The sequence below is a fragment of the Allokutzneria oryzae genome (assembly GCF_042429765.1).
Taxonomy (GTDB): domain Bacteria; phylum Actinomycetota; class Actinomycetes; order Mycobacteriales; family Pseudonocardiaceae; genus Allokutzneria; species Allokutzneria oryzae.
In genome coordinates, this window is record NZ_JBHLZU010000020.1 from 72,615 (window position 1) to 97,940 (window position 25,326).

At 71.2% G+C, this 25,326-nt stretch carries 26 protein-coding genes; 19 read left to right on the plus strand and 7 right to left on the minus strand.

Annotated features, from left to right (window positions below; genetic code table 11):
• Window positions 1-138: 138 nt before the first annotated feature.
• The 10 genes from ACFFQA_RS24745 to ACFFQA_RS24790 all read left to right on the plus strand — a co-directional run bounded on the left by ACFFQA_RS24745 (window position 139) and on the right by ACFFQA_RS24790 (window position 11,479).
• Window positions 139-1,779, plus strand: coding sequence for a hypothetical protein (locus ACFFQA_RS24745; protein ID WP_377856794.1), 1,641 nt, complete (start codon window positions 139-141; stop codon window positions 1,777-1,779).
• On the plus strand, window positions 1,776-2,099 hold the full coding sequence (locus ACFFQA_RS24750) for a cobalamin B12-binding domain-containing protein (RefSeq protein WP_377856796.1): 324 nt from the start codon (window positions 1,776-1,778) through the stop codon (window positions 2,097-2,099). Before ACFFQA_RS24745 ends, ACFFQA_RS24750 begins: the two co-directional genes overlap by 4 nt.
• A 162-nt stretch (window positions 2,100-2,261) precedes the next feature.
• The gene (sucC, locus tag ACFFQA_RS24755; protein WP_377856799.1) at window positions 2,262-3,431 is read left to right on the plus strand and encodes an ADP-forming succinate--CoA ligase subunit beta; all 1,170 of its coding nucleotides are present in this window, start codon (window positions 2,262-2,264) and stop codon (window positions 3,429-3,431) included.
• A gap of 9 nt (window positions 3,432-3,440) precedes the next feature.
• Entirely contained in the window at window positions 3,441-4,331 is an 891-nt protein-coding gene (sucD, locus tag ACFFQA_RS24760; RefSeq protein WP_377856801.1) for a succinate--CoA ligase subunit alpha, read from the plus strand.
• A 216-nt stretch (window positions 4,332-4,547) separates the two neighbouring features.
• Complete coding sequence (locus ACFFQA_RS24765) at window positions 4,548-5,147, plus strand: DUF5336 domain-containing protein (protein WP_377856804.1); 600 nt, start codon at window positions 4,548-4,550, stop codon at window positions 5,145-5,147.
• Between the two features lie 171 nt (window positions 5,148-5,318).
• A complete protein-coding gene (locus ACFFQA_RS24770; RefSeq protein ID WP_377856807.1) occupies window positions 5,319-6,914 on the plus strand; it encodes a cell division protein PerM in 1,596 nt (531 codons plus the stop codon).
• A 102-nt stretch (window positions 6,915-7,016) separates the two neighbouring features.
• Window positions 7,017-7,655 (plus strand): phosphoribosylglycinamide formyltransferase, encoded by a 639-nt coding sequence (gene purN / locus ACFFQA_RS24775; protein ID WP_446681690.1) that lies wholly within the window; start codon window positions 7,017-7,019, stop codon window positions 7,653-7,655.
• On the plus strand, window positions 7,652-9,229 hold the full coding sequence (purH, locus tag ACFFQA_RS24780; protein WP_377856810.1) for a bifunctional phosphoribosylaminoimidazolecarboxamide formyltransferase/IMP cyclohydrolase: 1,578 nt from the start codon (window positions 7,652-7,654) through the stop codon (window positions 9,227-9,229). The genes purN and purH overlap by 4 nt, the downstream gene beginning before the upstream one ends.
• 519 nt (window positions 9,230-9,748) lie before the next feature.
• Window positions 9,749-10,177: a YciI family protein gene (locus tag ACFFQA_RS24785; protein WP_377856813.1), complete on the plus strand. Its 429-nt coding sequence runs from the start codon at window positions 9,749-9,751 to the stop codon at window positions 10,175-10,177.
• A gap of 42 nt (window positions 10,178-10,219) precedes the next feature.
• Window positions 10,220-11,479, plus strand: coding sequence for an RNA polymerase sigma factor (locus tag ACFFQA_RS24790; protein ID WP_377856816.1), 1,260 nt, complete (start codon window positions 10,220-10,222; stop codon window positions 11,477-11,479).
• A 6-nt stretch (window positions 11,480-11,485) separates the two neighbouring features.
• On the opposite strand, the gene ACFFQA_RS24795 is transcribed toward ACFFQA_RS24790, so the two are convergent.
• Entirely contained in the window at window positions 11,486-12,055 is a 570-nt protein-coding gene (locus ACFFQA_RS24795; RefSeq protein WP_377856819.1) for a dihydrofolate reductase family protein, read from the minus strand.
• A 69-nt stretch (window positions 12,056-12,124) separates the two neighbouring features.
• Here ACFFQA_RS24795 and ACFFQA_RS24800 point away from each other — a divergent pair, with 69 nt between their 5' ends.
• The 6 genes from ACFFQA_RS24800 to ACFFQA_RS24825 all read left to right on the plus strand — a co-directional run bounded on the left by ACFFQA_RS24800 (window position 12,125) and on the right by ACFFQA_RS24825 (window position 16,858).
• Entirely contained in the window at window positions 12,125-12,700 is a 576-nt protein-coding gene (locus ACFFQA_RS24800) for a TetR/AcrR family transcriptional regulator (RefSeq protein ID WP_377856822.1), read from the plus strand.
• A gap of 23 nt (window positions 12,701-12,723) precedes the next feature.
• The gene (locus ACFFQA_RS24805; protein ID WP_377856825.1) at window positions 12,724-13,341 is read left to right on the plus strand and encodes a pentapeptide repeat-containing protein; all 618 of its coding nucleotides are present in this window, start codon (window positions 12,724-12,726) and stop codon (window positions 13,339-13,341) included.
• Between the two features lie 92 nt (window positions 13,342-13,433).
• Window positions 13,434-14,672, plus strand: a complete 1,239-nt coding sequence (locus tag ACFFQA_RS24810) for an MFS transporter (protein ID WP_377856828.1) — start codon at window positions 13,434-13,436, stop codon at window positions 14,670-14,672.
• A complete protein-coding gene (locus ACFFQA_RS24815; protein WP_377856831.1) occupies window positions 14,673-15,656 on the plus strand; it encodes a DMT family transporter in 984 nt (327 codons plus the stop codon). It abuts the gene before it with no gap.
• An 18-nt stretch (window positions 15,657-15,674) separates the two neighbouring features.
• On the plus strand, window positions 15,675-16,541 hold the full coding sequence (locus ACFFQA_RS24820) for a bifunctional methylenetetrahydrofolate dehydrogenase/methenyltetrahydrofolate cyclohydrolase (protein ID WP_377856834.1): 867 nt from the start codon (window positions 15,675-15,677) through the stop codon (window positions 16,539-16,541).
• Between the two features lie 14 nt (window positions 16,542-16,555).
• Window positions 16,556-16,858, plus strand: a complete 303-nt coding sequence (locus tag ACFFQA_RS24825) for a DUF3017 domain-containing protein (RefSeq protein WP_377856837.1) — start codon at window positions 16,556-16,558, stop codon at window positions 16,856-16,858.
• Here the strand turns inward: ACFFQA_RS24825 and ACFFQA_RS24830 are convergent.
• Both ACFFQA_RS24830 and ACFFQA_RS24835 read right to left on the minus strand, forming a co-directional pair.
• The gene (locus tag ACFFQA_RS24830; protein ID WP_377856840.1) at window positions 16,851-17,645 is read right to left on the minus strand and encodes an alpha/beta fold hydrolase; all 795 of its coding nucleotides are present in this window, start codon (window positions 17,643-17,645) and stop codon (window positions 16,851-16,853) included. The two genes, ACFFQA_RS24825 and ACFFQA_RS24830, sit on opposite strands and share 8 nt — an antisense overlap.
• Window positions 17,638-18,285 (minus strand): TetR/AcrR family transcriptional regulator, encoded by a 648-nt coding sequence (locus ACFFQA_RS24835; protein ID WP_377856843.1) that lies wholly within the window; start codon window positions 18,283-18,285, stop codon window positions 17,638-17,640. The genes ACFFQA_RS24830 and ACFFQA_RS24835 overlap by 8 nt, the downstream gene beginning before the upstream one ends.
• 173 nt (window positions 18,286-18,458) lie before the next feature.
• On the opposite strand from ACFFQA_RS24835, the gene ACFFQA_RS24840 reads away from it, so the two are divergent.
• A complete protein-coding gene (locus tag ACFFQA_RS24840) occupies window positions 18,459-19,298 on the plus strand; it encodes an inositol monophosphatase family protein (RefSeq protein ID WP_377856846.1) in 840 nt (279 codons plus the stop codon).
• Between the two features lie 12 nt (window positions 19,299-19,310).
• Here ACFFQA_RS24840 and ACFFQA_RS24845 read toward each other — a convergent pair whose 3' ends face one another.
• The 4 genes from ACFFQA_RS24845 to ACFFQA_RS24860 all read right to left on the minus strand — a co-directional run bounded on the left by ACFFQA_RS24845 (window position 19,311) and on the right by ACFFQA_RS24860 (window position 23,007).
• Complete coding sequence (locus ACFFQA_RS24845) at window positions 19,311-20,630, minus strand: aminodeoxychorismate synthase component I (RefSeq protein WP_377856849.1); 1,320 nt, start codon at window positions 20,628-20,630, stop codon at window positions 19,311-19,313.
• Between the two features lie 16 nt (window positions 20,631-20,646).
• A complete protein-coding gene (locus ACFFQA_RS24850; RefSeq protein ID WP_377856851.1) occupies window positions 20,647-21,411 on the minus strand; it encodes an ABC transporter permease in 765 nt (254 codons plus the stop codon).
• Window positions 21,408-22,361, minus strand: coding sequence for an ATP-binding cassette domain-containing protein (locus ACFFQA_RS24855; protein WP_377856853.1), 954 nt, complete (start codon window positions 22,359-22,361; stop codon window positions 21,408-21,410). The genes ACFFQA_RS24850 and ACFFQA_RS24855 overlap by 4 nt, the downstream gene beginning before the upstream one ends.
• A 79-nt stretch (window positions 22,362-22,440) precedes the next feature.
• A complete protein-coding gene (locus ACFFQA_RS24860; RefSeq protein ID WP_377856856.1) occupies window positions 22,441-23,007 on the minus strand; it encodes a PadR family transcriptional regulator in 567 nt (188 codons plus the stop codon).
• 105 nt (window positions 23,008-23,112) lie between these two features.
• On the opposite strand from ACFFQA_RS24860, the gene ACFFQA_RS24865 reads away from it, so the two are divergent.
• On the plus strand, window positions 23,113-23,952 hold the full coding sequence (locus ACFFQA_RS24865; RefSeq protein WP_377856859.1) for a TatD family hydrolase: 840 nt from the start codon (window positions 23,113-23,115) through the stop codon (window positions 23,950-23,952).
• A gap of 263 nt (window positions 23,953-24,215) precedes the next feature.
• Window positions 24,216-25,310: a resuscitation-promoting factor gene (locus ACFFQA_RS24870; protein WP_377856862.1), complete on the plus strand. Its 1,095-nt coding sequence runs from the start codon at window positions 24,216-24,218 to the stop codon at window positions 25,308-25,310.
• The last annotated feature ends 16 nt before the right edge of the window (window positions 25,311-25,326 follow it).

A 25,326-nucleotide genomic window follows, 5' to 3' on the forward strand; every position in this document is an offset into this window, starting at 1 on the left:
AAACCATGCGCCGTACTGCTCTGGGGACGGCACTTCGCTAGCGTGGTCGCGGTGACCGCGCGGCCTTCCACCCCAGCGTCTTCCCCGGCGGATCGCAGTCCCTCTCGGGCTCCGGGTCCCGCCGCCGCCTTCCCCCCGTTGACCACGGCGATCACCTTGTCGGCGCTCGGCGCGGTGCTCGCCGCCGTCGCCCCCGTGCTCGGCGTGACCACTCCCGCCGAGCCGACCGCCTTCCTGTCCTGGCCACTGCTGGGGCTGCTCGCCGCGGCCTTCGCCGTCGCCGCGCTCATCGCCCGTTCGCGGGGGAGAGTCGCGCTGGCCGCCGCGATCCTGGTCCCGCCCGCGCTGATCGCCCCCGGGCGGGCCGCCATCGACCTGCAGCTGCTGGACGAGGCCAGCCTCGCCGCCCGGCCGGAGCTGCTGCTGCCACACAGCCTGACGGTGCTGACCGCGGGGCCCGGGCTCTTCGCGCTGCTGCTCGGCCACGCGGCCACCATCGCCGCGGGTGTCTTCGCCGCTCGTTCCCTCACCAGGGCCGGTGACGGCGGGGAGCCGAAGTACGGGCTGTTCGGCTTCACGCTCTGCGTCGGTGTGCTGGTGTCCGTCGGCATCACCGCCGCGCCGTTCCGTTCGGCCGATCCTTATATATCTCCCGCCGCTGTCCTGGACGCGCCGTTGTGGGTGCTGGTCGGCGTGCTGCTGGTCGCGGTCGCGGTGCCCGTCGCCGGTGGCCTGGCGATCGCCTCCGCCGAGCCCGAGGCCGCGCGCGGGGGGCTGATCGGTCTGGTGCTCGCCGTGCTCGGGATGGTGGTGCCGCCGATCGTCTCCGCGATCGCGTCGGACCAGCTGTTCGTGACCTGGGGCCCGCTGGTCGCGTTGGCGGGCGCTGCGGTGCTCGCGGTGCTGGCCGTTCCGGCGGGCCGGGGGCCGGACCAGACGGACGCGCGTTCCGCCGACGACGTCGCGCTGCCCGGTCAGGAGCGGTTGCAGGCGGTCGCGGGCGGGCTCGCCGTGCTCTCCGGGCTCGCGGCGATGGCGGGGGCGCTGCTCGCCACCGTCGACGTGCCGCCGGACCTGCCGCAGCTGACGAACCACCCGGCGAAGCTGCTGCTGCCCGCGGGCCTTCTCCTTCTGGTGCTCGGTCTCGCCATGGCGGTTCGCGGCATCGCCGGTGTTCTCCGGCCGACGCTCGCGGTCGCCTGGGTCGCTGTCGTGTTCGCCGCCGCTGCCGCGCTGGACGTCGTCATCAGTGCCGTCGGCGTCGCGGGCGTCGAGGTCGGCCCCGGAACGTGGGCGATGATCGTCGCGGTGCCCTCGGCCCTCGGCGCCGGAGCGGCCGCCGCGCTGGCGGGTGGGGTCGAGCGGGACGAGGTCGACCTCAGCGAGCCGATCAAGAACAGGGTGTTGTTCGCCCCGGTCGGGATCGCCGTGGTGCTGAGCGTGGTCGCCTTCGCCGTTCCGGTGCTCTCGGTGCCCGGCTTCGCCGCGCCCGGACTGCTTTCGCCGTTCCGCACTTCTTCGTGGGGACTGCTCGCGGCGGTCGTGACCGTTGTCGCCGCGAGCGTGCTGTCGTTGTTCTGCCGCCCCCAACGCGCGGCGGCTCTGTTGCTTGGCGCCGCATTTGTCGTCGGGTTGCGCGCGCTGGAACTGCCGTTGACCGTCGAGCGGGCCGAGGGGGCCACCGCGGCTTCCGGAATGTGGTTCGCCTTGGCGGGCTTCGTTGTCCTGCTCGTCGCGGCGGGAATTGTGTTGCCCAGAAAGGAAAGGGCCACCCGATGATCCGGGTGGTCATCGCGGGCGACGACGATGGCGACGCGGCCGAGCTGGCGATGGCGCTGCGCGACGCGGGGATCGAGGTCGTCTACACAGGACCGTTGCGCACGGCGGAGCAGGTCGCGGCGACCGTCGTGCAGGAGGACGCAGACGCCGTCGGGTTCCGAGGCACCGACGAAGCGGCCGTCGCGGAGCTCCGCGGACTGCTCGTGGAGCGGGGCGCCGAGGACGTCGTCGTCTTCCCGTCCACTGCGGCGCCAGACGAAATTGTGCAATCGCTCACGGGCACCGACACCCGGCGGAGTGAGTCCACACGGACTACTTGAACGATTCCCGGACGTTGCCTTCGTCTCATTCGGCCCGCGAATCCTGGCAAATCGCGTGCTCGGTGACCGACTTCACCGTATGCGGGCGCGAATGCTTAGTAGCAGGTCGATAGGGTCACCCGGTCCGACAGCGGTGTCGTTGGCGAGATCAGGAGACTCTGAGTGGACCTGTACGAGTACCAGGCGAAGGACCTCTTCGCCGCCCACGGGGTCCCGGTGTTGCCGGGCGCCGTGGCCACCACCCCGGATGAGGCCGCGGCGATCGCCGCCGACTACGGCGTTGCCGTCGTCGTCAAGGCCCAGGTGAAGACCGGCGGTCGCGGCAAGGCCGGCGGCGTGAAGCTGGCGAAGGACTCCGCCGAGACCAAGAGCAAGGCCGAGGACATCCTCGGACTGGACATCAAGGGTCACATCGTGCACCGCGTGCTGGTGACCCCCGCGTCCGACATCGCGGAGGAGTACTACTTCTCCTTCCTGCTGGACCGTTCCAACAGGACGTTCCTCGCCATGGCCTCCGTCGAGGGCGGCATGGACATCGAGGAGGTGGCCGTCTCCAAGCCGGAGGCGCTCGCCAAGATCGCGATCGACCCGATCGCGGGCGTCGACCTGGCCAAGGCCAACGAGATCGTCGCCGCCGCGAAGTTCCCCGCCGAGGTCGCCGACCAGGTCGCCGACACCATCGTGAAGCTCTGGGAGACCTTCGTCTCCGAGGACGCCACCCTGGTCGAGGTCAACCCGCTCGTGCGCGACCCGCAGGGCAAGATCGTCGCGCTCGACGGCAAGGTCACCCTCGACGAGAACGCGGGCTTCCGCCACCCGGCGCACGCCGACCTGGTCGACAAGGCCGCGGAGAACCCGCTCGAGGCCGCCGCCAAGGCCAAGGACCTCAACTACGTCAAGCTCGACGGCGAGGTCGGCATCATCGGCAACGGCGCGGGTCTGGTGATGTCCACCCTGGACGTCGTCGCCTACGCGGGCGAGAAGCACGGCGGCGTCAAGCCCGCCAACTTCCTCGACATCGGTGGCGGTGCCTCCGCCGAGGTGATGGCCAACGGCCTGGAGATCATCCTCTCCGACACCGACGTGCGCAGCGTCTTCGTCAACGTCTTCGGCGGCATCACCGCCTGCGACGCGGTCGCCAACGGCATCGTCAAGGCGCTGGAGATCCTCGGTGACGGGGCAACCAAGCCGCTGGTCGTCCGCCTGGACGGCAACAACGTCGTCGAGGGTCGCCGCATCCTCGCCGAGGCGAACCACCCGCTCGTCACCGTGGTGGACACCATGGACAACGCGGCCGACCGCGCCGCCGAACTCGCTGCCGCGGGGAAGTGACACAACAAGATGGCAATCTTCCTCACTGAGAACAGCAAGGTCATCGTCCAGGGCATGACCGGTGCCGAGGGCACCAAGCACACCAAGCGGATGCTGGCCTCCGGCACGAACATCGTCGGTGGCGTGAACCCGCGCAAGGCCGGCGAGAAGGTCGACTTCGACGGCACCGTCGTCCCGGTGTTCGGCTCGGTCGCCGAGGCCATGGAGGCCACCGGCGCCGACGTCACCGTGATCTTCGTTCCGCCGAAGTTCGCCAAGGACGCCGCGGTCGAGGCGATCGACGCGGGCATCGCGCTCGCCGTCGTCATCACCGAGGGCATCCCGGTGCACGACACCGCCTACTTCTGGGCACACGCGGGCGCGAAGGGCAACAAGACTCGGATCATCGGGCCGAACTGCCCCGGCGTGATCAGCCCCGGCAAGGCCAACGCGGGCATCATCCCCGCCGACATCTCCGGCGCGGGCCGGATCGGCCTGGTGTCCAAGTCCGGCACGCTGACCTACCAGATGATGCACGAGCTGCGGGAGTTCGGTTTCTCCACCGCGGTCGGCATCGGTGGTGACCCGATCATCGGCACCACGCACATCGACTGCCTCCAGGCGTTCCAGGACGACCCGGAGACCGACGCCATCGTGATGATCGGTGAGATCGGTGGCGACGCCGAGGAGCGCGCCGCCGCCTACATCGCCGAGCACATCACCAAGCCGGTCGTCGGCTACGTCGCGGGCTTCACCGCCCCCGAGGGCAAGACGATGGGCCACGCGGGCGCGATCGTGTCGGGTTCCTCCGGCACCGCCGCCGCGAAGAAGGAGGCCCTGGAGGCCGCTGGTGTGAAGGTCGGCAAGACTCCGTCGGAGACCGCCGCCCTGATGCGCGAGATCATGAAGTCGCTGGCCTGATCCCCAGCGACGCTTCGGACACGAGGCCGGGTGACCCACCGGGGTTGCCCGGCCTCTGTCGTCACTCAGCGATGATGGTTGACTCGAACGTGTTCGGCACAACGAGGGAACCAACCGAGTGTCGGGCATCGTCCGAGCGGCGGTATCGGCTAGCGTTCCGCTGCCACAACCCTCAAGCGTCCACAGTGGCCGCCTCGTTCGAGGAGGAGACTCAGCATGTCCGTGCCCTATGGCGCGCCCCAGCCAAACCCCCAGCAGCCCGGGGTTCCCGGGCAGCCGGGCAGCGGCCCCAACCTCGGCTTCATCCTGTCCCTCGTCGCCGCGGGGCTCGGCCTCGTCGCGTACCTCTGCGGTTTTTCCAGCGAAGTGCGCGCCGGCGGTGGATACCTGCTCTACCTGCTCCTCGCCGCGGTGCTCGCGGGCTTCTCCGTGCTGCCCCAGGCGCCGAAGCTGCTCTGGGCCGCCGCGCCGCTGGCCGCCGTGCCCGCGCTGCTGCTGCTCCAGGGCATGGTCGCGCTGTCCAGCATCAGCGGCATGTTCGTCGTCGTCTTCATCGTCGCGCTGCTCCAGGCGGGTGCGACGGTGGTCGCGCTGCTCGTGGACATCGGCGTGATCAAGATCCAGCCGAAGCCGCAGCCCTACGGCCCGCCCGGTGGCTGGAACCCCGCCTCCGGCGGCTTCCCGCAGCCCTACGGCCAGCAGCCCGGCCAGTTCGGCCAGCAGCCGCAGCAGTTCGGGCAGCAGCCCCAGCAGCCGCAGCAGACCCAGCAGTTCGGCCAGCCGGGAACGCCGCCCGGTGGCTTCGGCCAGAGCTAGAACTGATCAAATAGAGCAGCACCTCTCGTCGGGGTGACATCGCGGTCGCGGTGTCACCCTGACGGCTTTTCCGAGCCTGGTGACTCGGCGTGCCTCACCCGTCCGGCGGCTTGCCGGTGCGAGTGTGCCGGTATGACCACGGCTCAACCTACTGACCAGGGGGTAGACGACGTGGTCGTGCGGCCGCGGGTGGCTCCTCGGGGCCTGCGGATCCGGTTACTCGTAGTAGCCGCACTCGGTCCGTTGGTGCTCGGCTTCCTCGCCGCGGCCAGCGTGTCCGCCGTCGTGCTCGGCTCCGCCCCGCTGGCGGTGTTCTCCGTTCCCGAGGTGCTCGCGTCGGCCCGCTGGATCTGGCTGGCGGCCCACCAGGTGCCGGTGACCCTGCGCGGCGCTCCGCTCGGAGTGCTCCCGCTGCTGCTCACCCTGGTCGCGGTGCTGCTGGTCACCCGCTCGGCCAGGGCCTCAGCCCGCCGGATGCGGCTGCGCACCCCCGGTCCCACGCAACAGCTCATCGGCACGATCGCCGCCTCGCACGGGGTCTTCGCCGCCGTGCTCGCCGCGGTGCAGCCGGAAGGCGGTGCCGTCGCCACGCCGACCACCGCGTTCGCCGGTGCGGCACTGGTTTCCGGGGCCGCTGCCACGATCGCGCTCGCCGAGACCTGCGGGCTGGCAGAGCTGATCAGCAGGCTGGACGCGTCGATCCGGCGCGGGGTCTACGTCGGCGTGCTGGGTGTCGCGGCCTTCCTCGCGGTGGGCGCGCTGCTGTTCTGCGTCGGCCTGCTGGTGGCCTTTCCCAAGGCGGCGGCCATGTTCCTGGACACCGGCCAGGGCGTCGCCGAGTTCTTCGGCGTCGCGTTGCTGTGCCTCGCCTACCTGCCCAACATCGTGATCGCCGGTACCTCCTTCGCGCTCGGATCGGGCTTCGCGGTGGGCAAGGCGGTGATCGCGCCGATCGGCATGGCGCTGGCGCCGGTGCCCTCCGTGCCGTTGCTGGCCGCGCTGCCGCCGGTGTCCAGTCGCTGGTGGCTGGCGGTCTTCGTGCTGCCGTTGCTGGTGGGCGTGCTGGTCGGCTGGTGCTGCCGGACCGCGTCGCCGGACCCGATGGAGCGGCTGAAGGCCGTGGCCGTCGCCGCCGTGGTGATCGGCCTCGCGCTGTTCGTGCTGGCCTTCGTCGCCGGTGGCCGGCTCGGTGGTGGGCCGTTCGACCCGGTGACCGTGCAGGCGGGCAAGGTGGTGCTCGCGGCGGCCGGGTGGGTTCTGGTGCCGGGAGCCGTTGTGGCGTGGGCGTTCGCGCCCAAGGACACGGCGGCTGCCGAGACCGGCGGCGACACCGAGGCCGAAGGCGACGCCGACGAGGCTGAGGTGGCCGACACCGACACCGAGGACGAGAGCGGAGCCGAGGTCGAGCCGGAGGACGCCGAGGCGGATCCGGAGGCGGCCCAGGAGGCGGCCCAGGAGGCGGAGTCCGACGACGAGTCCGAGATCGACGACGAGGCCTCGGACGTGGCCGAGGAGTCCGATGTGGACGTCGACGACTTCGAGGACGACTTCGAGGACGACTTCGAGGACGAGGTGTCCGACGAGGTCGACGAGGAAGACGTCTACCGGTTCGAGCCGCTGCCCGAGGAGTTCGAGGCGGAGGCCTCGCCCACGACGGTGCCGATCGAGGACGAGGACGACCGGCTCGCGCGGGAGCTCGCCGAGGAGCTGGGCGAAGAGCTGACGATCGAGGACGAGGACCCGGAACCGCCCGCGGCGAAGCGCTGAGCTCGCCGCCCTGCCCGAAGTGATCGACAGCGCAGGAACTACGCTGGTCACGCCCCTGATACGGCTTGCCAGGAGACGACGCTGAGCCCATCGCACCCGGATGTGACGCCGCTCGCACAGCGGCTGAGCGTGCCGGTCCCCGCCCGCATCGTTGCCCTTGTGTCCGGTTCCGGCACCCTGCTCCAGGCGCTGCTCGACGCGGCAGAGGCCGGGGACTACCCGGCCACCGTCGTCGCGGTCGGAGCGGACCGGGACGACATCGAGGGACTCGCCAGAGCACGCCGGCACGGCGTGCCGACCTTCACCACCAAGCTGCGCGACCACGCCGACCGCGCCGCGTGGGACCGCGCGCTGGCCGAGGAGATCGCCGCGCACGAGCCCGACCTGGTGGTCTCCGCCGGGTTCATGAAGATCCTCGGGCCCGCCGTGCTGGACCGCTTCGGCGGCCGGGTGATCAACACCCATCCCGCGCTGCTGCCCGCCTTCCCCGGGGCGCACGCCGTCGCCGACGCCATCGCCTACGGCGTCAAGGTCACCGGCTGCACCGTGCACCTGGTGGACGCGGGCGTGGACACCGGGCCGATCCTCGCCCAGGAGGCGGTCGCCGTGCTGCCCGGCGAGGCCGAGAAAGACCTGCACGAGCGGATCAAGGAGGTCGAGCGGCGGATGCTGGTCGACGTCCTCGCGGAGCTCGTGAGCAAGGGCTGCACCCTAACCGGACGAGAGGTGAACATTCCGTGACCGCAACAGATGGCCAGCGGCCGGTCCGCCGGGCGCTGCTGGGCGTGTCCGACAAGGCCGGGCTGGTCGAGCTGGCCCGCGGGCTGCACGAGGCCGGCGTCGAGCTGGTCTCCACCGGTGGCACCGCCAAGGCCATCGCCGCCGCGGGCATCCCGGTCACGCCGGTCGAGCAGGTCACCGGCTTCCCCGAGTGCCTGGACGGCCGGGTCAAGACGCTGCACCCCGGGGTGCACGCGGGCCTGCTCGCCGACGTCCGCCGTCCCGAGCACGTCGAGCAGCTGGAGCGGATGGAGATCGCCGCGTTCGACCTGCTCGTGGTGAACCTCTACCCGTTCCGCGAGACCGTGGCCTCCGGCGCGTCGCCGGACGAGTGCGTCGAGCAGATCGACATCGGCGGCCCGGCCATGGTCCGCGCCTCGGCGAAGAACCACGCCAACGTCGCGGTCGTCGTCGACCCGGCGCGCTACGACTGGGTGCTGGAGCGCGTGCGCGGCGGCGGTTTCAGCCTCGCCGACCGCAAGGGCCTCGCGGTCGACGCGTTCCGGCACACCGCGAGCTACGACGTCGCGGTCGCCTCGTGGATGGGCAGCGCGCTGGCCGCCGACGACGAGGGCTCGGGTTTCCCCGGCTGGACCGGGGCGACCTGGGAGCGCTCGTCGGTGCTGCGCTACGGCGAGAACCCGCACCAGCGCGCGGCCCTGTACGTCTCCCCGGGTGCGGCCGGTCTGGCGACCGCCGAGCAGCTGCACGGCAAGGAGATGTCCTACAACAACTACGTCGACGCCGACGCCGCGTGGCGTTCCGCGCACGACCACGACGACCCGTGCGTCGCGATCATCAAGCACGCCAACCCCTGTGGCATCGCGGTGTCCACTGTGGATGGTGACGCGATCGCGGACGCGCACCGCAAGGCGCACGCGTGCGACCCGGTCAGCGCGTTCGGCGGCGTGATCGCGGCCAACCGCGAGGTCACCGTGGAGATGGCCGAGCAGGTCGCGGAGATCTTCACCGAGGTCCTTGTCGCGCCGAGCTACGCGGACGGCGCGGTGGACGTGCTGACCCGCAAGAAGAACATCCGCATCCTCGTCGCCGAGCCGCCGGTGCGCGGCGGCCAGGAGCTGCGCGCGGTCTCCGGTGGCCTGCTGGTCCAGTCCGTCGACGCGATCGACGCCGAGGGGGACAGCGCAGCCAAGTGGACGCTGGCCTGCGGTGAGCCGGTCGACGACGCCACCATGGCCGACCTGGTCTTCGTCTGGCGCGCCTGCCGCGCGGTGAAGTCCAACGCGATCCTGCTCGCCAGTGGGGGCGCCACGGTCGGCGCGGGCATGGGGCAGGTCAACCGGGTCGACGCGGCGCGGCTGGCCGTCTCGCGCGCCGGTGACCGCGCTCGCGGCTCGGTCGCGGCCTCGGACGCGTTCTTCCCGTTCCCGGACGGCCTGGAGGTCCTGCTGGAGTCGGGGGTCCGCGCGGTGGTCCAGCCGGGCGGCTCCGTGCGCGACGCGGAGGTCATCGCGGCGGCCCAGGCGGCCGGTGTGTCGCTGTACCTCACCGGGACCCGGCACTTCGCGCACTGACCTGCGGTTTTGTCCAGAGGGGTCCGACACTGTCGGACCCCTCTTCTACGTTGTGGGAACCCTCTGTCGAGTGACTTGACGGGGGCTTCCGGCCCCGGTTTACTTGTCCCATCGTTCGAACACGTGTTCGAACGAAGCGGCTGGTGCGGGATCAGCCGTGGAGATCACCGGCTTCTTTCGGCGGTGCGTGTTCGTGGGTGCGCGTGCTCCATCGTCGGGGAAGGGGAAGCGGGTGTTCGGTGTGGCGCTCACCCCGTAGGACCGGTGCCGGACGGGGTGGTCGTGGCCAACGGGGTGGCCACGGCTTCCGGCGGTGGTCCGCGGGGTGAGCGCGACCGAGGAGGACGTGGTTCACCACCGTGTCGCCGTCGACTGACCTGCGACCCGGCGGCACGGTGGCGAACCGGGGTTCTCCGGCTGTGCGAACAAGAAGAGGGAGAAGGTGTCGGTGCCGTGTCGATCCGGGTGGACGCCGATCGACGCTCTGGTGAGAGGGGACGACCACCGGAGGAGACACCGATGCGATTCATGGTCATGGTGAAGGCCGACACCCAGTCCGAGGCCGGTCTGCCGCCGAGCGCCGAGCTGGTCACCGCGATGGCGAAGTTCAACGAGGAGCTGGTCAACGCGGGTGTCCTGCTCGCAGCTGAGGGGCTCAAGCCCAGCTCGACGGGCGTGCGGGTGCGCCTCGCGGGTGAGAGCCGGACGGTGGTCGACGGACCGTTCGCCGAGACCAAGGAGCTGCTCGCCGGGTTCTGGTTGATCGACGTGAAGTCCATGGACGATGCCATCGCGTGGATCAAGCGCGTCCCCTGTGAGCCGGGCGGCGAGGGCGATGTGGAGATCCGTCCGGTGTTCGAGGCCGCCGACTTCGCGCCGGAGATGACCGAGGAGCGGCGCGCCGCCGAACGGCTGCTGCGTGATCGGGTCGCCGCCCAGCAGCGGTGACCGGTTGCAGCTGCGCGCGGTGAGCTGCTCTGATTGCGCCTTGTGACGGCTTCCGAGACACATCGCGCGATCGAGGCGGTATGGCGCATCGAGTCCGCGCGGCTGATCGCCGGGCTCACCCGCTTCATCCGCGATGTCGGGCTCGCCGAGGAGCTGGCGCAGGACGCGCTGGTCTCCGCGCTGGAGCAGTGGCCGGAGTCGGGCGTCCCGAACAACCCGGGCGCCTGGCTCATGGCCGTCGCGAAGCGGCGCGCGATCGATCTGGTGCGGCGCAAGGAGAACTTCGCCCGCAAGCTGGAGGAGATCGGTCACCGGCTGGAGGTCGAGGGGGAGGGCGTCGACCCGGAGTACGACCCCGCGCTCGACGGCGAGATCGGCGACGACCTGCTGCGCCTGGTGTTCACCGCCTGCCACCCCGTGCTGTCCACCGAAGCCAGGGTCGCGCTCACGCTGCGGCTGCTCGGCGGCCTGACCACCGACGAGATCGCGCGGGCCTTCCTGGTGGCTGAGTCCACTGTGGCGCAACGGATCGTGCGCGCCAAGAAGTCCCTGGAGAAGGCCAAGGTCCCCTTCGAGGTGCCGCAGGGGGAAGACCGCGTGCAGCGGTTGTCCTCGGTGCTCGAGGTCATCTACCTGATCTTCAATGAGGGGTACTCGGCGACGGCGGGCGATGACTGGCTGCGGCCGGAGCTGTGCGCGGAGGCGCTGCGCCTGGGCCGCGTGCTCGCCGGGCTCACGCCGAACGAGCCCGAAGTGCACGGGCTGGTCGCCCTGATGGAGATCCAGGCGTCGCGGTCCAGGGCGCGGACCGACGCCGAGGGCAAGCCCATCCTGTTGCTGGACCAGGACCGTTCGCGGTGGGACCAGCTCCTCATCCGCCGTGGGCTGGCCGCGCTGGACCGGGCCGAGCAGCTCGGTGGGGCGCATGGCCCCTACGCGCTCCAAGCCGCGCTGGCCGCGTGCCACGCCAGGGCCAGGACGGCCGACGCGACGGACTGGGAGCGCATCGCCGGGCTGTACGAGGTGCTGGCGAAGGTCTCGCCATCGCCCGTCGTCGAGCTCAACCGCGCCGTCGCGCTGTCGATGGCCTTCGGTCCCGCCGCCGGGCTTGAGGTCGTCGACCAGCTGGTGGAGGTGCCCGCGCTGAAGAACTACCACCTGCTGCCGAGCGTGCGCGGGGACTTCCTGCTCAAGCTCGGCCGGTTGCCGGAGGCGAAGGTGGAGTTCGAACGAGCGGCGTCGTTGACCCGCAACACCCGCGAGCGCGACCTGTTGCTGGAGCGCGCCCGTGAGTGTTCCTGAGCCGGATCACGGCTTCGTGTAGGTCATGAAGGCCATGCCGCTGTCGAAGACGCGGCTGGCGGAGAGCCGGAAGCCGGTCGGCCGGAACTCGCCGCCGAACAACGGGATGCCCGAACCGGCGACGATCGGGTAGATCTTGACCAGCAGCTCGTCGATCTCGTCGCGCAGCTGGCCTGCCAGGTTTCCCCCGCCGCAGAGCCAGATCCCGAGCCCGTCCTGCTGCTTCAGCTCCTTGACCTTCGTGGCCGGGTCGCCGGAGACGATCTCCACGTCGGGGTGCCGCTGGTCGAGGCTGCTGGAGAACACGTACTGCCGCAGGTGGTGGTACGGGCTGGTGATGCCCTCCTTGAGCACCTGGTCGTAGGTGCCCCGGCCCATCACCACGGTGTCGAAGTGCCGCGCCCGCTGTGCCGGGAGGCCGAGCGCGGAGAGGACGTGGGTCGGGATGGTCTCCGGGTACTCCGCGGACATCGCCGCGTTGTGGTCGCCCTCCCAGGGGAAGAAGTCCGCCGCGCCGTCCGGCGCCGCGATGAAACCGTCCACTGTGGACGCGATGTAGTAGCTCAGCTTGCGCACGGTGCCTCCGTCGCACTCAAATCACTCTGCCTGTAGTACTATAGGCAGAGTGGTTAGGGAGGGTGCAAGATGCGGCAGAACACCGAGCGGCGGACCGCGCTGGTCGACGCGGCGATCGAGGTGCTGGCGGAGGAGGGCGCGCGGGGGCTGACCTTCCGCGCGGTCGACGCGGCGGCCGGAGTGCCCAAGGGCACCGCCTCGAACTACTTCACCAGCCGCGAGGACCTGTTCAACCAGGTCGGCGGCCGGATCCACCTGCGGCTGTGGCCGGAGCCCTCGGCGCTGGCGGCCTCCATGCTCGCGCCGCGCACCCGCGAGGCGGTGGCCTGGCTGATGAACGAGATGGTCGCCAGGATCATCGAGGACCGCACCGGCTACCTGGCGTTGCAGGAGCTGCGGCTGGAGGCGACCCGGCGGCCCGAGCTGCGCGCGGCGCTGACCGAGACGGTGCGGGCCAACCTGGAGGAGAACATCCAGCGGCACCTCGGCTCCGGGCTGCCCGGTGACCGGGACACCGTGGTGCTGCTGTACTTCTCGCTCACCGCGCTGGTCGTCGAGCACCTGACGCTGCCGGAGGTGCTGTCCTCCTTCGACATCGAGCAGCTGGTGACGATGTTCGTGGAACGGGCGATCCCCGCAGGTTGAACACCTGTGGCAGGGTGCTTGGCGTGGACGAGGTGATCGAGGAACCAGGGCCACAGCCGGTTGTCGGCGAGGACTTCGCCGACGCCGTCTTCGCCGACGAGGTGTGGGAGGACTGTGCTTTCGAGCGATGTTCCTTCGTCGACGCCGACCTGCGCAGGCTGAGCACGAAGAACTGCTCGTTCGTCGCGTGCGACTTCACCGGGGCGGATCTCTCCGAGTCCCGGCACCACACCACCGCGTTCCGCCAGTGCACCTTCCGCCGCGCCGACCTCAGCGACTCCGAGCTGCGCGGGTGCACCCTGCTCGGCTCGCAGTTCGGAGACTGCCGGTTGCGGCAGTGGCTGCTCAAGGACACCGACCTGACCCTCGTCGGGCTCAGCGGTGCCGACCTCAAGGACTCCTCGCTGTCCGGGCTGCGGCTGCGCGAGGCCAATCTGACCGAGGCCGACCTGCGCGGCGCCGACCTCACCAAGTGCGACCTCACCGGGGCGCGGATGCTGGACGCCAAGCTCGCCGACGCCGACCTTCGCGGGGCGAAGCTCGGGGCGGACGTGCTGGTGCAGGCGGACCTGCGCGGCACCAAGGTGGACCTGGAGATCGCGATCAGCTTCGCGGCCGCGCATGGTCTCGTGATCGAGTGACCTAGGCAATCGCCGGCCCGAGATTGCCGTCGTTTGTACAGCTCCTACCCAAGAGGGTCGTCACGGTCGCGTCACGCGGCGACACTGTCCGAGTGAGCAGTCCCTACAGAGACCTCGCCGGAATACCCCATCTCCGGGCGCTGCTGGGGTGGTCGATCGTGGGTCGGCTGCACATGACCGGAATCTCGATCGCCATCACCTTCCTCGCGGTCGAGTGGACGGACTCATACCTGGTCGCGGGCGTTGTGGTGGGCGCGGTGACGCTGGGGCAGGGCATCTCCGGCCCGCTGCGGGGCAAGGCGGCCGACCGCGGCTCCGCCCCGCGCCTGCTGGCGGTCAGCGGCACACTGCACACCCTCGGCCTGGTCGTGCTCGCCGTGTTGCCCGGGGCCTGGTGGCCGGTCTCCCCGTTCATCGCCGTGCTGACCGGCCTGGCCATGCCGCCGGTCGGTCAGATCGTGCGCGCGGTCTGCACCAGGGCCGTCGACCGCTCCAAGCACAACGCCGTGTTCTCCATCGAGGCCATCGTCCAGGAGCTGGCGTTCCTCATCGGGCCGACGCTCATCGCGGTCACCGTCGGCTTCGCGGGTGGGCGGGCCGGGCTGCTGCTGGCCGCGGCGATGGTGGCGATCGGCGTGCTCGGCTTCGCGCTGACCGTGCGGCGGTCGGGGCACGGCACCCCCAAGGCGGAGTCCATCCAGGTCAGCCAGACCGCCACGACCTCGATCCTGCGCAACCGCGGCGTCGTGCCCCTGCTGACCGTCGCGACCGTCATGCTCGGCGCGTTCACCATCACCGACATCGCGATCATCAACTGGGCCACCGAGCGGGGAACTCCCCAGCTCGTCGCGGTGATGGTCACGGTGTGGGGGATCGGCTCGCTCATCGGCGGCCTGGCAGCGGGCTCGTTCAAGGGCGAGCCGAGCCTGGCCCGCCGCGCCAGCCTGTTCAGCGTCGGCATGATCGCGATCGCGCTGGTGCTGCCGCCGCTGCTGGACCCGTCGCCGTGGCTGCTGGGCGCTCTGCTGCTGGTCACCGGCCTGGCCATCGCCCCGGCCATCGCCACCGCGAACTCCTGGCTCGGCGACCTGGTGCCGGAGGGCAGGCTGGCCGAGGCGTTCGGCTGGCAGGCCACCGCGACCACCGCGGCCGGGGCGCTCGCCTCGCCGCTGGCGGGCTTCATGCTCGACCGGCTCGGCCCGTCCGCCGCCGTCGGGGTCAGCGGGGTGCTGACCGTGGTCGGCGCACTGCTCGCGGCCAGGGCCGGCCAGGTCAGGAAGCTCGCCATGGCCGAGAGAACCTCACGAGTGGCGGTCAGTCACGATGCATAGGTGCATGCAACCGCTGTAGCCCCGCGATCGCGCGGGTTGGCCCGTGGCCTCGGCGTGCTCGCCGCGCTCGGCACGGGCGTGCTGCTCGCGGTCCAGTCCCGGATCAACGGCGAGCTCGCCGACCGGCTGGGCGATGGGGTCACGGCCGCGCTGATCTCGTTCGGCAGCGGCCTCGTGGTGCTGCTGGCGCTGGTGCTCGCCCTGCCCGTCGGCAGGCGCGGTGTGCGCAGGGTCCGCGCGGCGTTGCGCGGTGGCACGCTGCGGCCGTGGCAGTGCGCCGGCGGTGTGTGCGGTGCGTTGTTCGTGCTCAGCCAGGGCCTGACGATCACATCGCTCGGCGTTGCCGTGTTCACCGTTGCCGTCGTGACCGGGCAGGCGGCGAGCAGCCTCGTCGTCGACCGGGTCGGCTTCGGCTCCGCCGGGCCGCGGCCGTTGAGCGGAGTCAGGATCGCGGGAGCCGCGCTCGCCGTGGTCGCCGTGCTGATCGCGGTGTCGGACCGCTTCGGGCAGCCCGCCGACGGTCCGGGCACCGGCTCAGCGCTGTGGCTCCTCGCGCTGCCGCTGCTGGCAGGGGCGGGCATGGGGTGGCAGCAGGCGGCCAACGGCCTGGTGCGCTCCGCATCGGGGTCGGCGCTGCCCACCGCGATGATCAACTTCCTGGTCGGGACGCTCGCGCTGGCCGTCGCGCTCGCCGTCCGGCTGGCCGTGGTGGGGCCGCCGGTCACCTTTCCGGGCGAACCGTGGCTCTACGTCGGCGGGCTGCTCGGCACCGTGGTGATCGGCGCGGCCGCCGCGCTGGTCGGCACCACCGGAGTGCTGCTGCTCGGCCTCGGCCAGGTCGCGGGCCAGCTCGTCGGCGCACTGCTGCTCGACCTGGTGGTTCCCGCCGCCGGTGATCACCTGACCGCCTCGACGGTGCTCGGCACCGTGCTCACCGTGCTCGCCGTCGGCATCGCGGCGCTGCCGCACGGGGCGCGCCGCTGATCTGCCACGATGGAAGTCGTGAGTGCGACGATCCTTGACGGCAAGGCCACAAGAGACGCGATCTTCGACGACCTGCGGACCCGGGTCGCGGCGCTGCGCGAGCAGGGTGTGACGCCGGGCCTTGGCACCGTGCTGGTCGGCGACGACCCCGGATCGCACGCCTACGTGCGCGGCAAGCACAACGACTGCGCCAAGGTCGGCGTCACCTCGATCCGCAAGGACCTGCCTGCCACCGCGACCCAGGCCGAGGTCGAGGCGGTGCTCGACGAGCTCAACGCCGACCCCGCGTGCACCGGCTACATCCTCCAGCTGCCCGTGCCTAAGCACCTGGACTCCGGTGCCCTGCTGGAGCGCATCGACCCGGAGAAGGACGCCGACGGCCTGCACCCGGTGAGCCTCGGCCGCCTCGTGCTCGGTGAGCAGGGCGCGCTGCCGTGCACGCCGCGCGGCATCGTGGAGCTGCTGCGCCGCTACGACGTGCCGATCGCGGGCGCGCACGTGGTGGTCGTCGGCCGCGGTGTGACCGTGGGCAGGCCGCTCGGGCTGCTGCTGACCAGGCGTTCGGAGAACGCCACGGTGACCCTGTGCCACACCGGCACCAAGGACCTGGCCGCCGAGGTGCGCCGCGCCGACATCGTGGTCGCCGCCGCGGGCAGCCCGGCGCTGATCACCCCGGAGATGGTCAAGCCGGGCGCGGCCGTGCTCGACGTCGGCATCACCCGCACCGAGGCTGGCCTGGTCGGCGATGTCCACCCCGGTGTGTTCGAGGTGGCCGGTCACGTGGCGCCGATGCCGGGTGGCGTCGGGCCGATGACCAGGGCCATCCTGGTGAGCAACGTCGTCGAGGCCGCCGAGCGGGCGCTGGCTTCGCGGGCGGCGCGATGAACGCGGAGCAGCACTTGCTTGACGACCACGAGCCTGAGCTGCCACCGGAACCGCCCAAGTCGGAGCGGTCGGTGGTGCACGTGCCCTACCTGGTGGTGATGGGCGTCGTGCTGGTCGGCTTCGTGCTGATCATGATGTTCCGCTGGCGGATGGGCTCCGGAGCGATCGCCGGGGCGCTGCTGCTGGCGGCCACCTTCCGCGCGGTGCTGCCGCCGGAGCGCTGCGGCCTGCTCGTCATCCGCACCAGGCTGACCGACATCGTGACCTACGGCGGGCTCGGGCTGCTGATCACCTACGTCGCGCTGACCATCACCTGAGGAAGGCCAGCACGTCCCGGTAGAACTCCGCCCGGACGTTCACCGCGTGCCCGGCCTCGGGGTACATCACGAGCGTGCCGCCGGGCATCCTGGCGGCCGTCTCGGCGAACATCTCCGGCGTCCAGAAGTAGTCCCGCGCGCCGCAGATCACCAGCGTCGGCGTGGTGACCTCCGGCAGCCGGTCGTAGACGTCGAGCCCGTCCTCCGCGGTGACCATGGCGAGCATGTCGGAGGGGTCCTTCGGCTTGGGCGTGACCACGCCCACCGCCCAGGCGAGCCCGGTCAGCAGGGCCCGGGGAACCGGGTGCCGCACCATTCCGGGGACGAGCAGGTGGTAGCCGGGCCTGCCGTTCGCCAGCCGCCTCGCCATCTCCATCTGCGCGGGCCTGCCGACCGGCCCGAGCGCGTATGCGGTGCTGGCGACCACGCCGCGCCGCACCACCTCCGGGTGGTCGACGATCAGCTGGAGCGCGATCGACCCGCCGGTGGAGTGGCCGAGCACGTCGACCGGCTCGCGGAAGTGCTCGTGCAGCGCACGGGCGTGGTCGGCGGCGACGTCGCTCATCGTGCTGCCCATGGGCATGCCGGGCTTGCGGTTGACGAAGTACACCCGGTACCCCGCGCGGACGAACGGCCGCACGGTGCGCACCAGCATCTTCCTGCCGAAGGCCGGAGGGTTGGCGTGCGAGGGGTTGAACCCGGGCAGGTAGACCAGCGGCGTGCCGTCACCGACGGCGAAGTAGGGCAGTCCTCCGCGGAGCACGCCCTCGCTGACCTGGTCAGACATAGATCGGTGACATCTCGGTCACCAGGGCGCGGACCGGTGCGGTGGTGAGCCCGTTGGCGACGAACTCGATCAGCTGGTCGAGCACGACGGGGTAGACGTCGTCGGTGAACTCGTCCCGGTGCAGCGGCAGCAGCAGCACGACCCGCATCAGGCCGATCACCGCCTCGGGGCCGATGTCGATCAGCTTGCTGCTGCGCTGGGCGCGGCGGAGGAACTCACCCAGCGGCAGGGTGACCTGTTCGCGGATCTCGGCGGCGCGCTCGGGGTCGATGCGCCTGCTCACCGCCTGGAGCTCCTCGGGGTGGGTCACCAGGCGGCGGTAGAGCGGGTTGTCGTCGAGCACCCGGATCGTCGCGCGCAGGAAGTCCTTGATCGCGGTCCGCAGGTCGGGCGCCTTCTTCAGCACCTCGTCCAGCAGCTGTCTCTGCACCTGCGGCGCCTGCCGGAGCATCAGCTCCAGGTACAGGGCCTCCTTGGACTCGAAGAAGGCGTAGAAGCTGCTCTTGGCGATGCTCGCGGGCTTCACCAGGTCGTCGAGCGAGGTCTTGCGCAGGCCCTGGGTGGTGAACAGCTTCTCGCCTGTGCGCAGCAGCACCTCGGTGATCCTGGTGCGGTCGTCGGCGCTGAACGGAGTGGGCATGCGGTCTCCAGGGAGGGCACTGAACACATGAACGATAAGATTTCTTGTTCACTGCGGACGCTACGCCCGCGGTGATCACCGTGCAAGAGCCGGACGGATCACCCGATGGTTGAGAGCGGTACCCGTCGGGGCACTCGGTACACGCATCGCTGCTGTCGTCATGAGGAGCCCCTGTGAGCGAGCTGGACCTGGACATCGAACGCCGCATCTCCTGGCCTGTGCCCGAGCCCGAGTTGTCCGACGACATCCACCCCGCGCTTGCCGACGCGGTGCGGGCGGCGGCGACCGCCTACCGCGCGTCGAGGCACCGGTTCGGCAGGGACGATCTTGCCGTTGTGGTGGCCCAGGGCGCGGACGGCACGCCGACGATGCGCGTGGACGAGCTCGTGGAGGGCGCGATCGCGGAGGCGGCGACCCGGCACGGGGTCAACCTGCTCAGCGAGGAGATCGGCTTCCTGGACAACGGCTCCGCGGTGACGCTGGTGGTCGACCCGATCGACGGCTCGGCGAACGCGGCGTCGGGCGTCCCGCTGTCCTGCGTCGCCGGGGTGGTCGCGGTGGACGGCGTGGCGACGGAAGCGGTCACCTGCTGGCTGGACACCGGGCGCGTGTGGTGGGCGAAGGCGGGGGAGCCCACGCCGTACCGGACCACGGACCGGGCCTCGGTGCAGGGCTCGGAGCTGTGCCTGCTGCGCCCCAAGCAGGGGGCGCGGGACGCGTGGATGCGGGTGGCATCGCGAGCCGACCGCGTGCGCGTGCTCGGGACGACCGCGTTGGAGTGCGCCCTGGTGGCCGAGGGGTCCGTCGACGCGTTCGTCGACCCGGGCTCGGACACCCACCGCATCATGGACCTTGCTGCGGCGATGGTGCTGGTGCCCGCGGCGGGCGGAGTGGTGCTCGACGCCTTCGGCCGGCCGCTGGTGCTGGACCCGGATCTCTCCCGCCGCTGGTCCGGCGTCGCGGCGGCGACCCCCGCCCTCGCCGAGGAGCTCCTCGCCCTCATCGCGGGCTGACCGTTCTCCCGGCTACCTGGCCGCGGTGGTGGGAAGGGGGGTGGACAGGAGGGCCTCGATCGGGGCGGCCTTGGTCAGGCACTCCTGCCACTCGGCCGCCGGATCGGAGTCCGCGGTGATGCCGCCGCCGACGCCGAGGCGCAGCACCCCGTCGTGGAACTCCAGGGTTCTGATCACCACGTTGAGCTCCATCCCGGCCGCGGGGGAGGCCAGGCCGATCGCGCCGCAGTAGATCTCGCGGGGGGTCGCCTCCAGCTCGGCGACGATCTCCAGGGCGCGCAGCTTGGGGGCTCCGGTCACCGAGCCCGGTGGGAAGGCCGCCGCGAGCAGCTCGCCGTCGTCGACGCCGACCGGCAGGTGACCCTCCACTGTGGACACCAGGTGCCATACTCCCGGCGCGGGGCGGACCGCGAGCAGCTCCGGGACCGTGACACTGCCCGTCGCGCACACCCGGCCGAGGTCGTTGCGCACCAGGTCCACGATCATCACGTTCTCCGCTATGTCCTTTGTGGACTGGCGGAGCAGCTGGGCGTTGACGTTGTGCTCCGGGGTGCGGCGCGGCAGCGTTCCCTTGATCGGGCTCGACCGGGTGATGGTTCCCCTGCGGGAGAGGAACAACTCCGGCGAGAACGACGCGACCGCGCCCCAACCGCCTGCCAGGTAAGCGGATCGCGTCGGGCGCAGCCGAGCCAGCCCGGTCGCGAACAGCTCCGCCGGGTCGCCGTCGAACTCCGCCGAGAACTCCGAGCACACGTTGGCCTGGAAGATCTCGCCCTCGCCGATCGCCGCCACGCACGCGCGCACCGCGTCCATGTGCCGCTCCGCCGACGGGCGCCCGAGGTGTCCCGCCGTCCACGGGCGCGGCGCAGGGTCCTCGCCGCGGTCCACCAGAGCGACGAGCTCGGCGGCGAGCCGCTCCGGCGCGGGCTGGCCGTCGGGCACCAACGCCTCGAACCACCACCGCCCGCGCCGGTCCTGGCGCAGCACGTGATCCGCCCAGCCCCACACCGCGTTCGGCAGCCTGCGCGGGGTGTCCCAGGCGCCCGGATCGGTCAGGCCGTAGCCGAGGTAGCCGAACCAGCCACCGCCGATCGCGTCAGCGGGCGCAGAGGAGACCGCGACCGACGGCTGCCTGGCGGGGAAGGAGAAGGCCTCGGCGTCCTCGACCGGTTCGGCCGACAGCGTCGGCGCGATCACCGCACGGGAGCCGAACCAGTCGCCAGCCAGCGCCGCCGGTGGGGCGAGGCCGCGAGTCCGGGAGCGCTCGACCAGGCGCCGGAACACCCGCTCCGGCGCCGTGTCGGAGACCAGTGGCCAGGCAACGACTCGCACGATCGCACATCATGGGCTAGGAATCCTGCCGCTGGTAGGTCCTGGTGCCCCACAACACGGTCACGACCGTCAGCGCCACCGCGACGAGCGTTCCGGTCAGCACGGTCGCGTCGGCGATCCGGCCCGTGAAGAGCGCACGCTCCGCATCGACCACGTAGCTCAGCGGGTTCACCAGGGACAGCCATCGCAACCAGTCCGGCGCCAGGCTCATCGGCAGCAACAGGCCGGAGAGCAGCACCGCGAACACCGAGACCTGGCTCATCACCGGCGCGAACATCCACTCCCGGTCCAGCATCCGCAGCGCGACCGCGTTGGACATCGCCGCGAGCGCCACGGCGACGAGCCCGATCAGCGCCAGCCCCACCAGCGCTCCTGGAACCGACGCGCGCAAGCCGAACAGCGTGCCCGCCGCAATCAGCAGCACAGCCTGCGCCAGCAGTTGCACCGCGTCCTTGGCGACCCGGCCGAGCAGCAGCGCGGTCCTGCTCATCGGCGTCACGCGCATCCGCTCGACCACGCCGGAGCGGTGCTCGAAGATCACCCCGAAGCCCGCCATGCCCGCGCTGAGGATGGCCAGCTGCACCAGCAGACCCGGAACGAAGAACTGCCAGGAGTTCCCGTCCGGGGCGCCGAAGCTGGCCCCGAGCGGTTGCAGCAGCGGGCCGAACAACACCAGGAACAGCACGGGCTGCACCATCGCGAACGCCAACGACATCGGCGAGCGCCACAGTGGACTCATCGCGCGCCTGCACACCAACCAGGAGTCGTGCACGAGCTTCACGCCGCCACCTCCGCGCGCAGCGAACGGCCGGTCACGCCGAGGAACACGTCGTCGAGCGTCGGCCGCTGGACGGTCACCGACGCCAGCTCGATGTCCTTGTCCCGCAACGCGTTCAGCAGCACCGGCAGGGCTTCGTCGCCCCTGGTCACCCGGAGCCTGACCACGTCCCCGTCGACCGCGACCTCGCTGGTGCCGCCGAGGTTCTCCGCCGTCCGGGCCGCCGTCGCCGCATCGCCGTTGACGGTCATCGTGACCGCGTCGCCGGAGACCGAGCGCTTGAGCTCCTCGGGGCTGCCGCTCGCCACGATCACGCCGTTGTCGATGACCAACAGCCTGTCGCACAAGGTGTCCGCCTCGTCCAGGTAGTGCGTGCTGAGGAAGACGGTCATGCCGCGCTCGTCCCGCAGCGACCTGATCCGCTGCCAGAGCGAGGCGCGGCTCGTCGGGTCGAGGCCGGTGGTCGGCTCGTCGAGGAACAGCAGCTCGGGGGAGTGCACCAGGCCCATCGCGATGTCCAGCCTGCGCCGCTGTCCGCCGGAGAGGGTCGCCACCGGTCGGTCCCGGAGGTCGTCGAGACCCAGCTCGTCCAGCAGCTCCGTGCACCTGGCCCGCGCGCGTGCCCGGTCCAGTCCGTAGAACCGGCCCTGCATCTCCAGCTCCTCGCGCACCGGGTAGTCGAAGGCCAGCGTGCCGCCCTGGGCGACGTAGCCGATCCGCTCGCGCACGCCGTCCGGGTCGCCGAGCAGGTCCCGCCCCGCGACCCGGGCCTCGCCGCTGGTCGGCCGCAGCAGGGTGGTGAGCATCCGCAACGTCGTGGTCTTGCCCGCGCCGTTCGGGCCGAGGAAGCCGACGAGCTCGCCCGCCGCCACGTCCAGATCGACTCCGCGCACGGCATCGACAGCACCGTGCCTGCCGGTGAAACACCTGGTGAGCCCGCGAACTCTGATCATCTCTCTCCTTGCTCAAATCCACTTAGTCAAATTTGACTAGTGGGAGCGTGGGGCATGGCCGGGTGGTTCGTCAAGTGCGTCAGGAGGTGGACCAGGCCTGGTAAGCGCCGGACTCGACCTTGGTCAGCAGGTTCCGCACCCAGGTCAGCTCGGCCGCGGCGAGCCCGCCGGTGAGGTCGAAGAGCTCGCCGACGTGCGACGGCGTCGTTCCCATGGTGCGCAGGGTCTCCTTGCCAGAGGTGGTCAGCACCGCGTCCGCCTCCAGCTGCGTGATCCGCTGCTTCAGCAACGGGATCAGCTCGTCCCGCGGCATGTCCGGCAGCAACGCCGTCGCCGCCATCAGCGAGTCGTAGGTGCGGTTGCGCCCGAGCCACGCGTTGCGCAGCAGGTTCCGGTACTCCGCCTCGCCGGCGTCGGTGATCTCGTAGACCGTGCGCGCCACGTTTCCGTCGCTGCGCTCGTCCTCGACGATCCGCAGCAGTCCGGTGCGCGCCATCGACTTCAGCGCGTGGTAGACCGATCCGGGCGCGACGTTGGCCCACTCGTCCATCCGCCAGCTCAGCAGTCCCTGCCTGACCTGGTAGCCGTGTGCGGGCTGGTACATGCGCACCGCACCCAGCACCACCAGCCGCGTCGTCGCCGACATCGTCACCTCCCGGAGCCGGGTACGGCGGTCAACTCCGCCATCCGTAGGCTAGGCCGCCGTGTGTACCCGTGTGCTGACTCCCCGGCGCCTCCCGGCGGCGTCGCGGTGAGCGGGGAACGCAAGGGCGAACGCCCCCCGCTTCCCGAGCCGCTTCCGGCCGCCGCCGTCGACTCGCACACCCACCTCGACGCGTGCGGATGCGTGAGCGCCGCCGACGTGGCCGCCGCCATGGACCGCGCCAACTCCGCCGGTGTCGCGCGGGCGATCACCGTCGCCGACGACCTCGCCGCGGCGCGGTGGGCGGCCGAGGCGGCCACCTGGGACGAGCGGGTCTTCGCCGCCGTCGCCATCCACCCGACCCGGACCTCGACGTTCACCGACGCCGACCGCGCCGAGCTGGAGAAGCTCGCCGGGCAGCCGAAGGTCGTCGCGATCGGCGAGACCGGTCTGGACTACTACTGGGACTACTCGCCGCACGACGCGCAGGCCGAGGCGTTCCGGTGGCACATCGACCTGGCCAAGCGGGTCGGCAAGCCGCTGATGATCCACGACCGGGACGCGCACGAGGACATCCTGCGCGTGCTGGACGAGGAAGGTGCGCCGGACCAGGTCGTCTTCCACTGCTTCTCCGGCGACGCGGACTTCGCGCGCCGCTGTCTGGACGCCGGGTACGTGCTGTCCTTCGCGGGCGCGGTCACCTTCCGCAACGCCAAGGCGCTGCGCGAGGCCGCGCTCCTGGTCCCGGCCGAGCAGATGCTCGTCGAGACCGACGCCCCCTTCCTCACCCCCCACCCGTTCCGCGGCAGGCCGAACGAGCCGTACTGCGTCGCGTACACCCTGCGCGACCTCGCCGAGCTGCGCGGGGACGACCTCGCCGAGCTCGCCGCCGCCACCACCGCCACCGCCGAACGGGTCTTCCGGTTCCAGGAGGTTGTCGCGCCGTGAGCGACTCCGGCAGATACCAAGATGATCAGCCCGGCGACGTGACCGAGCACACAGTCGAGATTCCGGTTGTTGTCGACGACGCCGACGTCCGTTACGGTCCCGTGACCGATAGCCGGGGTGGGGACATCCCGGGCGGTCGACCGAGCGCCACCTGGGTGGGCCCGGTGCCGGAGGTGTCGCCGGAGTCCTGTCGGGGGAACGACGGCGGCCGTGCCACGGCGGACCGCCTCCCCCTGCCCGGAGGCCCGACGTCTGGACCACCTGTGAAGAGCACGCTGGTCAGGGCGGCAGCAGCCGCCACCCTCCTGGTCGTCACCGGCGGTGGAGCCACCGCCATCGCGATGGACAAGACCATCACGATCACCGTCGACGACGAGCAGCGCCAGGTGCACACGTTCGCCGGAACCGTGCTCGGCGCGCTGGACAGCGCGGGCCTGAACGCGGGGACGCGTGACGCGCTCGCCCCCGCCGGGCACGCCGCGATCATCGACGGCAGCCGGATCGTGCTCAAGCGCGGCCGCAAGCTGATGCTCACCGTGGACGGCAAGCGGCGCGAGGTGTGGACCACCGCGCTCACCGTCGACGAGGCCATGCGCCACCTGGGCATGCGCCACGACGGCGCGCTCCTGTCCGCCGACCGGCACCAGCGCATCCCGCTGGAGGGCATGGCGCTGGACCTCAAGACCGCCAAGCTGGTCACCCTCGTCGACGGCGGGCAGCCGCCGCGCGAGGTCGCCACCAACGCCACCTCCGTCGAGGACCTGCTCAAGGAGCAGAACGTCGCCCTGGAACAGGACGACACGGTGAAGCCGGAGCCCAAGACCCCGCTCACCAGCGAGAAGATGCAGATCGAGGTCACGCGCACCCGGTTCACCGAGCTCGTCGAGAAGGTCAAGGTCGACCCGCCCGAGGAGAAGCAGGAGGACTCCTCGATGAACAAGGGTGAGAAAGAGGTCCTCGAGGAGGGCGAGCCGGGTGAGAAGGAGGTCACCTACAAGGTGATCACCGTCAACGGCAAGCGGACCAAGAAGGAAGAGGTCCGCAGCAAGGTCGTCAAGGAGCCGAAGCCGCGCAAGATCAAGGTCGGCACCAAGCCGATCGCGGACGCGGCGGTCTGGGACCGGCTCGCGCAGTGCGAGGCCACCGGCAACTGGTCGGCGGTCAGCTCCAACGGCAAGTACCACGGCGGGCTCCAGTTCGACCGGCAGACCTGGCAGGCCAACGGCGGCGGCGCCTACGCCCCGGTGGCGAGCCAGGCCTCCCGCGAGCAGCAGATCGCGATCGCCACGAAGGTCCGCGACCGCCGAGGCGGCTACAGCGCCTGGCCCCACTGCTCCGCCAAGCTCGGCCTCCGCTGACCCCCTGGTGCCATTC

Coding starts and splice junctions, on each gene's coding strand:
- ACFFQA_RS24750 (WP_377856796.1), top strand. CDS start 1,776: ATGATCCGGGTGGTCATCGCGGGCGACGACGATGGCGACGCGGCCGAG.
- sucD (WP_377856801.1), top strand. CDS start 3,441: ATGGCAATCTTCCTCACTGAGAACAGCAAGGTCATCGTCCAGGGCATG.
- ACFFQA_RS24765 (WP_377856804.1), top strand. CDS start 4,548: ATGTCCGTGCCCTATGGCGCGCCCCAGCCAAACCCCCAGCAGCCCGGG.
- ACFFQA_RS24785 (WP_377856813.1), top strand. CDS start 9,749: ATGCGATTCATGGTCATGGTGAAGGCCGACACCCAGTCCGAGGCCGGT.
- ACFFQA_RS24800 (WP_377856822.1), top strand. CDS start 12,125: ATGCGGCAGAACACCGAGCGGCGGACCGCGCTGGTCGACGCGGCGATC.
- ACFFQA_RS24830 (WP_377856840.1), bottom strand. CDS start 17,645: ATGTCTGACCAGGTCAGCGAGGGCGTGCTCCGCGGAGGACTGCCCTAC.
- ACFFQA_RS24835 (WP_377856843.1), bottom strand. CDS start 18,285: ATGCCCACTCCGTTCAGCGCCGACGACCGCACCAGGATCACCGAGGTG.
- ACFFQA_RS24855 (WP_377856853.1), bottom strand. CDS start 22,361: ATGATCAGAGTTCGCGGGCTCACCAGGTGTTTCACCGGCAGGCACGGT.
- ACFFQA_RS24860 (WP_377856856.1), bottom strand. CDS start 23,007: ATGTCGGCGACGACGCGGCTGGTGGTGCTGGGTGCGGTGCGCATGTAC.